Here is a 10,490-nt window from a genome sequence, read left to right as displayed (position 1 = left end):
ATCCCGGGCGGATGAGGTGGCCGGTCCCGGCGGTGTCCATGGTGGAGTCCGTGGATGCCGACCTGCTCGCCGCTCCCGCCCAGCTGCTGCCGGCCCGGGAGCAGATGGCGCTGACCCTGATGTTCCACATCGTCTTCGTGCCGTTCGGGATCGCGCTGCCGACGATGATGCTGATCGCGAACTTCAAGGGGCTGAGACGCAACGACCCGGTCGCGCTCACGCTGGCCCGCCGCTGGTCGCACGCCGCGGGCCTGACCTTCGCCGTGGGCGCCGCCTCCGGGACCGTGCTGTCGTTCGAGATGGGCCTGCTCTGGCCGGGGCTGACCGGCCGGTTCGGCGAGGTGTTCGGGCTGCCGTTCGCGATCGAGGGGGTGCTGTTCTTCCTGGAGGCCATCCTGGTCGCCATCTACATCTACGGCTGGCGGCGGCTGCAGCCGTGGACCCACTTCTGGCTGGGCCTGCCGATCCCGTTCGTGGCGATCGGCGGCGCCTTCTCGATCATCTCGGCGAACGCCTGGATGAACATGCCGGCCGGCTTCACCATCGACGAGAACAACCAGATCACGAACGTCGATCCGATCGCGGCGATCTTCAACGACGCGCTTCCGTACGAGCTGGGGCACTTCCTCGTGGCGGCGTACATGGCCGCCGGGTTCACCGTCGCGTCGATCTACGTGGTCGGGTGGCTGAAGGACCGCCGGGACCGCTACCACCGGCTCGGCGTCCTCATCCCGCTGACCATCGCCACGGTGCTGACGCCGGTGCAGTTCGTGGTCGGCGACCTGACCGCGGTCGCCGTCTTCGAGGACCAGCCGGCCAAGTTCGCGGCCATGGAGGTGGTCACCGACTCCGGCACCCACCAGGCGGAGGTGCTGTTCGGCCGCTACGACAGCGCCACCAACACGGTCGAGGGCGGCATCTCCATCCCCGGGCTGAACTCGTGGCTCGCCGGGGGCAGCGTGGACACGTACGTCCCCGGTCTCGATCAGGTGCCGCCGGAGAACCGCCCGTCGAACGTCACCGTCGTGCACTGGGCGTTCGACATCATGGTCGGCGTCGGCACGGTGCTGCTCCTGCTGGCGTTCTGGTTCTTCATCGCGTACTGGCGGCGGCGCGACGTGCCCGGCAACCGCCTCTTCCTGTGGTTCGCCGCGAGCGCCGGGGTGCTCACCTACATCGCCGTGGAGGCCGGCTGGATCGTCACCGAGGTCGGCCGCCAGCCCTGGATCGTCTACAACATCATGCGTACGGAGGAAGCGGTCACCAACACCGACGCCGGCACCCTGTGGATCAGCTTCAGCCTGATCGCGCTGCTCTACCTGTCGCTGGCGATCGGCACGATCACCGTGTTGCGGGCCATGTCGCGGCGCTGGCGCCGGACCGATCGGACCGACGACGACCTCGCCGTCTACGGCCCCCGGCCCGCCGTGGAGGAGGGTGCGGAGCGATGAACACCGCCGTCGTGGTGGCCGGGATCATGGTGCTGGCCCTCACCCTGTACGCCTGCACGGGCATCGCCGACTACGGCGCGGGCTTCTGGGACCTCACGGCCGGCGGCCGGGACCGCGGACGCCGGCCCCGGTCGCTGATCGACAACGCCGTCACCCCGGTCTGGGAGGCGAACCACGTCTGGCTGATCTACGTGCTCGTGCTCTGCTGGACGGGCTTCGGCAGCACCTTCGCGTCGGTGATGTCCACGCTCTACATCCCGCTCGCGTTCGCCCTGCTCGGCATCGTGCTGCGGGCGGCCGGCTTCGCGATGAGCAAGGACGCGGCCCGGGCCCGGATGCGGCACCTGGCCGGCTGGATCTTCGGGGCCGGCTCGTTCCTCACCCCGTTCTGCCTCGGCACGGCCGTGGGCGCGGTGCTGACCGGCCGGATCCCGGTCGGCAACGCGGCCGGCGACGAGCTCACCAGCTGGCTCAACCCGACCGCGATCCTGGTGGGCCTGCTCACCGTGGCGATCGGCGCCTACGTCTCGGCGGTCTACCTGTCCGCCGAGGCGCGCCGGCACGGCGCCCCCGGCCTGCAGGGCTACTTCCGGGCCCGCGCGATCGCGGCCGGCCTGGCCGGGCTGGCGCTCGGCGTCGTCGTGCTGATCTCGCTGTGGTTCGACGAGCGGCAGATGTTCGATCGGGTGGTCCAGCGCGGCTGGCCCCTGCTGCTCGCCAGCCTGGTCCTGCTCGCCGCCACGTTCCTGCTGGCCGGCGGGACCCGGATGTGGCGCGTGCGGCTGGCCGGCGCCGGCGGGATCGCGGCGCTGGTGTGGGCGTGGGCGGTCGCGCAGTATCCCTACCTGCTGCCGTTCTCGCTGACCGTGCAGGACGGCGCCGCCGGCCCGGCCACCCTGCGCTGGCTGCTCATCTGGGCCGCCGGCGCGCTCCTGCTCGTCGTACCCGCCCTGATCCTGCTGTTCTGGCTGGATCAGAGGGGCGAGCTGGGTGAGGACCCGGCGACGTCGCGGGCCCCCACCCTGCACGAGGGCTCAGCCCAGGCGTGAGGCCAGGTGGTCGCCGACTCGCAGGGCGTTCGCCATCGCGGTCAGCGACGGGTTCACCGCCCCGATGCTCGGGAAGAATCCGGTGTCCACCACGTAGAGGTTGTCGACCTCGTGCGCCCGGCAGTTCACGTCCAGCGCCGAACTCGCCGGGTCGGTGCCGAACCGCACCGTGCCGGCCTGGTGCGCGGTGGCCCCGATCGGCATCCCCTTGTGCAGGTAGATGCTGTGGTCGAGCAGCCGGTGCGGGTGCATCCCGAGATCGCCGAGCATGCTCTGGAACTGGTGCCGCAGCCGCTTGACGCCCTCGGCGTTGTTGTTCTCGTCGATGCTGAGCCGGATCTGCCCGTCCGCCTCGAGGGTCACCCGGTTGTCCGGATCGGGCAGGTCCTCCCCGCACAGCCAGAAGTCGACGGCGTGGTGGGCGAGCACCTCGAACGGCATCTCCGGGGACAGCTTGCCGGCCATCCGCGGGGCGTTCGCCCGGATCTGCTCGGCGTCGGACTTGCCGAGCATCTGGATGCCGCCCATCGGGAACTCCCACTCCTCCGAGGCGAAGTACCAGTCGTGCAGCGCCAGGGTCTTCTGGAAGCGGGTCGGGTTGGGTTCCCGGGAGACCGCCATGACGGCCAGGTTGTTGTGCCGCATGTAGTGCCGGCCGACCACGTCCGAGCCGTTGGCCAGCCCGCGCGGGTGCCTGTCGTTCGCCGAGCGCAGCAGCAGGGCCGCCGAGTTGACCGCGCCGCACGCGACCACCACGATGTCGGCGCTGAACCGCTGCTCCTCGCCGTTCACCCGGGCGATCACCGCGCTGACCGCGCGGCCGGTCGGGTCGGTCTCCAGCCGTTCCACGTACGCGTTGGTGACCAGCGAGACGTTGTCGTGCTCCAGGGCCGGGTCGACGCACCGGACCTGGGCGTCCGACTTGGCGTCCAGCAGGCACGGGAAACCGTCCACCCGGTCGCACCGGATGCAGGCGCTGCCGTGGGCCGGGTGGCCGGCCGCGTTCTGGCTCAGGTTCACGCCGATCGGCAGGTGGAACGGGTGCCGGCCGAGCTTCTCCAGGTTGTCGCTGAGCTCCTGGATGCGGGGCTCGTGCTGCACCGGCGCGTGCGGGTAGGGCCGGCTCGCCTTGCCCGCTGTCGGATCCTCGCCGTGCAGGCCGTGCACCCCGTACAGATGCTCGGCCTCGCAGTAGTAGGGCTCCAGATCGTCGTAGGTGATCGGCCAGGCCGGGGAGATCCCCCCGTGATGGCGGATCTCGCCGAAATCCTGCGGGCGCAGCCGGAACAGCGCCGCGCCGTAGAACTTGGTGTTCCCGCCGACGTAGTAGTTCACTTCGGGTGGGAACTCGTGGCCGTGTCTGTCCAGCCAGAACTCCGGCGCGCGGTATTTGCCTTTCACGAACACCGCCGTCGATTCCCAGTTGTCCCGTTCCCGGGGTAGGTAATCCCCGCGCTCCAGGATCAGAATCCGTTTGCCGGTGGCCGCCAGCCGGTGTGCCAGGGTGCCCCCACCGGCGCCGGTACCGATGATGATCACGTCCGCGTGCTGCATGCTCTCCCCTATCCGTTGTCCTCCGTGTGGTAGTCCGCGAGGAGCTGCCGCTCCTGCTCCTTGCGGGGGAACAGGAAGAAGACCAGGAGGGCGCCGGCCAGGATGGCGAGGATGCCCGCCGTGTACGCCCAGTCGGCGCCGTCCAGGAACGACGTCTTCGCCGCGGCGGTGATCTGGCCGGCGTACTGCGGATACTGCTGGGCCGCGTCGGCGGCGCTGGAGAACGACTTGGTGAGCACGTTGCGCATGTCGCCGCTCATGTTCTCGGCGTCCGGCGTGACGGCCAGGGTGGCCGCGAACGCCGACGCGTACCCGGCGGTCAGCAGCGCACCGAACACCGACTGCAGGATCGCGCCGCCCAGGTCGCGTTGCAGGTCGGCGGTGCCGGACGCCATGCCGGCCCGGCGCACCGGCACCGAGCCGGTCAGCGAGTGCGACGCCGGGGTGCCGGCGAGGCCGACCCCGACGCCGACGAACGCGTAGGCCAGGCCGATCTGCCAGTACCGGCTGTCGTCCTGCCAGAACACCAGCATCCAGCCGAAGGCCAGCAGCAGGGAGACGTACCCGCAGAGCAGGGTGAACCGGGCCCCGCGGGTCTCCACGAGCCGGGCCGAGCGGGGCGCCACCAGCACCATCAGCACGACCGCCGGCAGGAACGCGGCGCCGGCCTCCAGCGTCGAGTAGCCGAGCACGTTCTGCAGGTACTGCTGGCTCACGAACGCCGAGCCCATCAGCGACCCGAACACGATCACGCCGGCGCAGGCGGCCACCCAGAACACCCGCCGGCCGGCCACGTGCAGTTCGTACAGCGGATTGCGGGCGACCCGCTGCCGCAGCACGAACCCGACGAGGGCGGCCAGGGCGATCGCGGCCATCCCGAGGGTGAGCGCGCCCTTGTTCGGCACCGGCGCGAAGTTGATCGCCAGGATCAGCGAGCCGACCAGCACCACCGACAGCACGCCGCCCAGGTTGTCGACCGGGTCGTCGGTCTCGTTCACCCCGCTCGGCACCAGGAACCAGGCGAGCAGCAGCGCGATCACCACGAGCGGCAGGGTGATCAGGAAGACCGAGCCCCACCAGAAGTTCTGCAGCAGCGCGCCGGCCACCAGCGGGCCGAGCGCGGCGATGCCGCCGCCGATCGCCGACCACAGCGCGATCGACTTCGTCCGGCCCGCGCCCGCCCACAGGGCGGTGATCAGGGCGAGGGTGGTCGGATAGGCGAGGCCGGCCGAGAAGCCGCCCAGCAGCCGGGCCAGGAACAGCACCGTGTCGCTGGGCGCGTAGGCGGCGAGCAGGCAGGCCGGGACGGACAGGCCCATGCCCAGCAGCAGCATCAGCTTGCGGCCGTACCGGTCGCCGAGCGCGCCCAGGTAGAGCACCGACGCCGCGAGGCCGAGCGAGTAGCCGACCGCGATCAGGTCGAGCGCCGTCTGCGACGAGTCGAACGCCCGGCCGATCGACGGCAGCGCCACGTTCGCCACCGACAGGTTCAGGTTGGCCACCCCGGCCACCACGATCAGCGCGGTCAGCACCAGCCCGGCACGCGCCGGCGCCTCGGCCGTCCCTTTCACACCAGCAACGCGGTCGGTGTCCGCCACGACGCTCGCCCCCCTCGACAGGCCGCAATGGCATCAACCTCGCGCGTGAAGGGGGCCCGCGCATCGTCCGGTCAGGGTGAACCGCGGAAACGGCGTCAGCCGAAGAGGGCGCCCGGGATGTCGGCGTAGAACAGGGCCGGGTCGCGGGAGAGCGAGGCCTTCACGTTGGCGGTGGGCGCGTCGGCGATCACTTCGAGCTTGCCCGCCTCGAGGCCGTCGAGGGCCTGGGCCACCACGGCGTGTGGCGGGAGCTTGGGGATGTCGTACCCGGCCATCATGTCGGTGTCGGCGATCGCCAGCGCCAGGGCGGTGACCTGCGTCTTCTGGTCGGCCAGCTCCAGCCGGACGCCGTTCGTGAGCGACCACATGGCGGCCTTCGAGGCGGCGTAGCCGTTGCTGGACGGGGCGAAGGCGTACCAGCTCAGCGCCGAGATGACGTTGAGGATGGCGCCGCCGGCCAGCCGCGGGGCGAACGCCCGGGTGACGTCGAGGGTGCCCCAGAAGTTGGTGTCGAACTCGCGGCGGATGTTCTCGGTCGACGGGCCGAGCAGCGGGGCCTCGGTGGAGATGCCGGCGTTGTTGATCAGGATGTCGAGGTCGCCCACCTCGGCCGCCGCGGCGTCGATGGACGCCTGGTCGGTGACGTCCAGCCGGAGCGGGACGACGCCGGGGATGTCGATGAGCTCGGGCCGGCGGGCGGTCGCGTAGACGGTGGCGGCGCCGCGGGCGAGGAGGGCTTCGGCGAACGCCTTGCCGAGTCCGCGGTTGGCGCCGGTCACCAGGGCTTTTGTTCCTTCGATCTGCATGCCGCTACGCTAAAACCTCACGTTGACGTCAGAGGCAAGTGTTGCGAGGTGGATCACGTGCGGATCGGGGATCTGGCGACCAGGACGGACGTCAGCGTGCGGGCGCTGCGCTACTACGAGGAGCAGGGCCTGCTGGCCTCCACCCGCAGCGGCAGCGGCCAGCGGCTCTACGGCGACGCGGCGGTCAACCGGGTCCGGCTGATCCAGCAGCTCTACGCCGCGGGCCTGTCCAGCAGGACCATCGCCGAGCTGCTGCCGTGCGTGGACGCCCAGGTGAGCACCCCGGAGTCGCGCGAGCGCCTGGTCGCCGAACGCGACCGGATCAACACCCAGATCGCCGAGCTGATCCTGGCCCGCGACCGCCTCGACGACATCATCGACATGACGTCGCGCCCCAACCCGCAGTGCGACTACGTCTGACCGGGCGACCTCAGCGGTAGAGGCCCAGCAACGCGCGTGAGGCTGCCTCCACGATCTCGTCCGGGGAGGCGACGAGGACGCCGTCGAGCCAGGCGGTTATCAGCTCGGCCATGCCGCCGATGAAGAGCATGCCGCCGATCTCGTCGGCGGTCGCGGTGGAGTCGTGAGCGCCCGAACACTCCAGCGCCGACTGATGTGCCAGATGGCGCAACAATTCGGTGCGCCGCTGCCGCAGCTTGGGCACCGCCACCGACTCCACGATCGCGACGCGGCCCTTGCGCGGATCGTCGGTGAGGAGGTCCATGAAGGCCCGCACCGCCGCGCGCACCCGCGCCACCGGATCGTCGCCGGCGGCGTCGGCGGCGGCGCGGCTCGTCGTCTCGATCTCGGCGGCGATCGCCGACATCACGGCTTCGAGCAGCGATTCCAGGCCGGTGAAGCTCTCGTAGAAGTAGCGCTCGCTGAGCCCGGCCTCGGCGCAGACGGCCGTCATCGTCGTCCGGGTCAGCGGGTCGGCCCAGACCGTGAGGGCCGCGGCGAGCAGCCTGTCGCGGCGTGCGGCCACCCGGTCGGCGGCGCTGACGCCCCGGTAGATCCCTGACTGGACCGCCATGCGCCCACCATGCCACAGCGCGCCCGGAACATTGACAGGACACGCTTCCCGAATCACGCTGGTCGATACCGGAGGTGGCCAATGACGGCTGAGATTCGGGACGGGACGCGCCGCGTCGCTCCGCTGCGCCGCGAGGACCGGGGGCTGCCCTGGATCGGCGCGTTCTTCGACTACCAGCGTGATCCGGTCCGGCTCTACCGGCGGCACTGGGAACACTACGGGCCGGTCGCCCCGGCGTACATGCTGGGCCGGAACACCGTGATGCTGCTCGGCCCGGACGCCTGCGGCGAGGCGCTGCAGAACCGGGACAAGGCGTTCGCCAACGAGCCGGCCTGGTCGCAGCTGGTCGGGCCGTTCTTCCACGGCGGCCTCATGCTCATCGACTTCGACGTGCACCACGGCCATCGGCGGATCATGCAGGAGGCGTTCACCCCGGAGCGGCTGGACGGCTACACCCGCCGGCTGCACCCGGCGATCGAGCGGGGCCTGCGGGGCTGGGAGGCCGGCCGGCGGTTCCCGGCGCACTGGCGGCTCAAGCAGCTCACCCTCGACATCGCCGCGGACCTGTTCATGGGCGGCGCGCGGGACACCGGCCGGGCCGGGATGGAACGGGTCAACCGGGCGTTCCTCGCCTGCGTGCAGGCCGCCGCCGGGGTGGTCCGGGCGGACGTGCCGTTCACCCGGTGGGGCCGCGCCTACCGCGCCCGGCGGGTGCTCGAGGACTTCCTGCGCGGCTACCTGCCGGCGAAGCGGGCCACGCTGACCGAGGACATCTTCTCGGTGCTCTGCCACATCGAGACCGAGGACGGCGAGCGCTTCTCCGACGACGACGTCATCAACCACATGATCTTCCTGATGATGGCGGCGCACGACACGTCGACCATCACGACCGCGACGATCCTGCAATACCTGGGCCAGCACCCGGACTGGCAGCGGCGGTGCCGGGACGAGGCGATGGCGCTGGGTCCGGCGCCGGACCGGGCCGAGCTGGAGTCGCTGGTCGCGATCGACCTCGTGATGCGGGAGGCGCTGCGGCTGCGGGCGCCGGTTCCGGTGCTGGTCCGCTACACCGTCAAGGACACCGTCGTGCAGGGGACGCGGATCCCGGCCGGCACCATGTGCGCGCTCGGCATCCAGTTCACCCACCTCATGGAGGAGTACTGGACCAATCCGATGGTCTTCGACCCGGAGAGGTTCGCGCCGGGGCGCCGGGAGGACCGCTCGCACCGGTTCGCCTGGGAGCCGTTCGGCGGCGGCGTGCACAAGTGCATCGGCCTCTGGTTCGCCGGCCTCGAGGTCAAGGCGATCATGCATCGGCTGCTGCGCCGATACCACTGGAGCGTCGATCCGGCGTACCTGCCGCCGCTGGATCACCATTCGCTGCCGTTCCCGAAGGACGGCCAGCCGATAGTCCTGCGGGAGAACGCATGAGCGCGGTCAGCGCCCACCGTCCGGCCTGGCTCACCGACGCGAGGCTCGCGTCGTTGCGCCGATGGGTCAAAGGCGGCAGCGAGGGTACGAGGACCGCGACCGCTCCGTTCGACGCGCTGCCGAGCGTCGCGGTCCCGGCGTGCGGGGTGAAGGAGGTCGACGCCGCGGCGGAGCGTGCCCGCGAGGCGCAGCGGGCGTGGGCCGCGCTGTCCTACCGGGCCCGCGCCGCGGTGGTCCTGCGCTTCCACGACCTGCTCGTCGAGCGCCAGGACGAGGTGCTCGACCTGATCCAGTGGGAGGTCGGCAAGGCCCGCCTGCACGCCTGGCAGGAGGTCCTGCTGCTGGGCACGGTGGCCCGGCACTACGCCCGGCACGGCCGCACCTACCTGGAGGACCGCCCGGTGCGCCCGCCGGTGCCGGTGCTGACCCGGGTCACCGAGGTCCGCCTGCCGAAGGGCGTCGTCGGGATCATCTCGCCCTGGAACTACCCGCTCTACCTCGGCGTCGCCGACCTGATCCCGGCGCTGCTGGCCGGCAACACCGCGGTGAGCAAGGCGGACGAGCAGACCCCGCTGACCCTGCTGTGGGCGCGGGCGCTGCTGGCCGAGGCGGGCCTGCCGGAGAACGTCTGGCAGGTCGTCACCGGCGACGGCCCGGTGATCGGCGCCGCGGTCGTCGACGCCGCCGACTACGTCTGCTTCACCGGCTCCACCGCGACCGGCCGGCTGGTCGCCGAGCGGGCCGCGCGCCGGCTCATCGGCGCCTCCCTGGAGCTGGGCGGCAAGAACCCGCTGATCGTGCGCGCCGACGCCGACCTCGATCTGGCCGCCCGCGGCACCGTCGACGCGGCGTTCGCCAACAGCGGCCAGATGTGCATCCACATCGAGCGCGTGATCGTGCATCGCGGGGTCTACGACGCGTTCACCGAGCGGCTGCTCGCGGCCACCAGCGGGCAGCGGCTCGGCCAGGGCCTCGGTTTTGGGTACGACCTCGGCCCGCTCGCCGGCCGGGCCCAGCTCGACCGGGTCGAGGCGCACGTGCGGGACGCCGTCGCGAAGGGCGCCACGGTGCTGGCCGGTGGCCGCGCCCGCCCCGACATCGGCCCGTTCGCCTACCAGCCCACCGTGCTGGCCGGCGTCACCGACGAGATGGACCTGTGCCTCGGCGAGACGTTCGGGCCGGTCGTGGCCCTGCACCGGGTGGACGGCGACGCCGAGGCGATCGAGGTCGCCAACCGCGGCCGGCAGGGCCTGTCGGCCGGCATCTTCAGCGCCGACACGGTCACGGCCGCGGCGATGGCCCGCCGGATCCGCTCCGGCGCCGTGAACGTCAACGACGGCGCGGGCCTCGCGATCGCCACCGTGGAGGCGCCGATGGGCGGGCGCGGGGACAGCGGCCTGGGCCGGCGGCACGGCGCCGAGGGCATCCGCCGGTTCACCGACGCGCAGACCGTCGCGGTCTCGCGTCTCGGCCCGCTCGGCCCGCCGCCGGGCGGGCGCACCGAGTCGTTCGTGGCACTCGGCAACCGGCAGCTGAGGCTGCTGCGGAGGTTGCGCATCCGATAGAGC

The 10,490-nt window shown here is 71.6% G+C and carries 9 protein-coding genes; 5 read left to right on the top strand and 4 right to left on the bottom strand.

Annotation, left to right across the window (positions count from 1 at the left end; all coding sequences use genetic code 11):
• Window positions 1-38 precede the first annotated feature (38 nt).
• Window positions 39-1,451: a cytochrome ubiquinol oxidase subunit I gene (locus tag AB0G10_RS18595; protein ID WP_360923063.1), complete on the top strand. Its 1,413-nt coding sequence runs from the start codon at window positions 39-41 to the stop codon at window positions 1,449-1,451.
• Window positions 1,448-2,500, top strand: coding sequence for a cytochrome d ubiquinol oxidase subunit II (locus AB0G10_RS18590; RefSeq protein ID WP_360922622.1), 1,053 nt, complete (start codon window positions 1,448-1,450; stop codon window positions 2,498-2,500). The genes AB0G10_RS18595 and AB0G10_RS18590 overlap by 4 nt, the downstream gene beginning before the upstream one ends.
• On the opposite strand, the gene AB0G10_RS18585 is transcribed toward AB0G10_RS18590, so the two are convergent.
• The 3 genes from AB0G10_RS18585 to AB0G10_RS18575 form a co-directional block, all read right to left on the bottom strand.
• Window positions 2,486-4,054 carry a GMC family oxidoreductase gene (locus AB0G10_RS18585; RefSeq protein ID WP_360922619.1) on the bottom strand — a complete coding sequence of 523 codons (1,569 nt, stop codon included), beginning with the start codon at window positions 4,052-4,054 and terminating at the stop codon, window positions 2,486-2,488. The two genes, AB0G10_RS18590 and AB0G10_RS18585, sit on opposite strands and share 15 nt — an antisense overlap.
• A gap of 8 nt (window positions 4,055-4,062) precedes the next feature.
• Window positions 4,063-5,652 carry an MFS transporter gene (locus AB0G10_RS18580; protein ID WP_360922616.1) on the bottom strand — a complete coding sequence of 530 codons (1,590 nt, stop codon included), beginning with the start codon at window positions 5,650-5,652 and terminating at the stop codon, window positions 4,063-4,065.
• A 95-nt stretch (window positions 5,653-5,747) separates the two neighbouring features.
• Window positions 5,748-6,458, bottom strand: a complete 711-nt coding sequence (locus tag AB0G10_RS18575; RefSeq protein ID WP_360922613.1) for an SDR family oxidoreductase — start codon at window positions 6,456-6,458, stop codon at window positions 5,748-5,750.
• A 57-nt stretch (window positions 6,459-6,515) separates the two neighbouring features.
• On the opposite strand from AB0G10_RS18575, the gene AB0G10_RS18570 reads away from it, so the two are divergent.
• Complete coding sequence (locus AB0G10_RS18570) at window positions 6,516-6,878, top strand: MerR family transcriptional regulator (protein ID WP_360922610.1); 363 nt, start codon at window positions 6,516-6,518, stop codon at window positions 6,876-6,878.
• 10 nt (window positions 6,879-6,888) lie between these two features.
• On the opposite strand, the gene AB0G10_RS18565 is transcribed toward AB0G10_RS18570, so the two are convergent.
• Window positions 6,889-7,491, bottom strand: a complete 603-nt coding sequence (locus tag AB0G10_RS18565; RefSeq protein ID WP_360922607.1) for a TetR/AcrR family transcriptional regulator — start codon at window positions 7,489-7,491, stop codon at window positions 6,889-6,891.
• 81 nt (window positions 7,492-7,572) lie between these two features.
• Between AB0G10_RS18565 and AB0G10_RS18560 the strand changes: the two genes are divergently transcribed.
• Together AB0G10_RS18560 and AB0G10_RS18555 are read left to right on the top strand one after the other, a co-directional pair.
• Complete coding sequence (locus tag AB0G10_RS18560) at window positions 7,573-8,922, top strand: cytochrome P450 (protein ID WP_360922605.1); 1,350 nt, start codon at window positions 7,573-7,575, stop codon at window positions 8,920-8,922.
• Entirely contained in the window at window positions 8,919-10,487 is a 1,569-nt protein-coding gene (locus AB0G10_RS18555; RefSeq protein WP_360922602.1) for a succinic semialdehyde dehydrogenase, read from the top strand. The genes AB0G10_RS18560 and AB0G10_RS18555 overlap by 4 nt, the downstream gene beginning before the upstream one ends.
• The last annotated feature ends 3 nt before the right edge of the window (window positions 10,488-10,490 follow it).

The organism is Actinoplanes sp. NPDC023714, assembly GCF_040639855.1.
Lineage (GTDB): Bacteria > Actinomycetota > Actinomycetes > Mycobacteriales > Micromonosporaceae > Actinoplanes.
Note: the sequence above shows the minus strand (reverse complement) of the source record. Positions and strands in the feature narration are given on the sequence as shown.

Coding starts and splice junctions, on each gene's coding strand:
- AB0G10_RS18595 (WP_360923063.1), top strand. CDS start 39: ATGGTGGAGTCCGTGGATGCCGACCTGCTCGCCGCTCCCGCCCAGCTG.
- AB0G10_RS18590 (WP_360922622.1), top strand. CDS start 1,448: ATGAACACCGCCGTCGTGGTGGCCGGGATCATGGTGCTGGCCCTCACC.
- AB0G10_RS18585 (WP_360922619.1), bottom strand. CDS start 4,054: ATGCAGCACGCGGACGTGATCATCATCGGTACCGGCGCCGGTGGGGGC.
- AB0G10_RS18575 (WP_360922613.1), bottom strand. CDS start 6,458: ATGCAGATCGAAGGAACAAAAGCCCTGGTGACCGGCGCCAACCGCGGA.
- AB0G10_RS18565 (WP_360922607.1), bottom strand. CDS start 7,491: ATGGCGGTCCAGTCAGGGATCTACCGGGGCGTCAGCGCCGCCGACCGG.
- AB0G10_RS18560 (WP_360922605.1), top strand. CDS start 7,573: ATGACGGCTGAGATTCGGGACGGGACGCGCCGCGTCGCTCCGCTGCGC.
- AB0G10_RS18555 (WP_360922602.1), top strand. CDS start 8,919: ATGAGCGCGGTCAGCGCCCACCGTCCGGCCTGGCTCACCGACGCGAGG.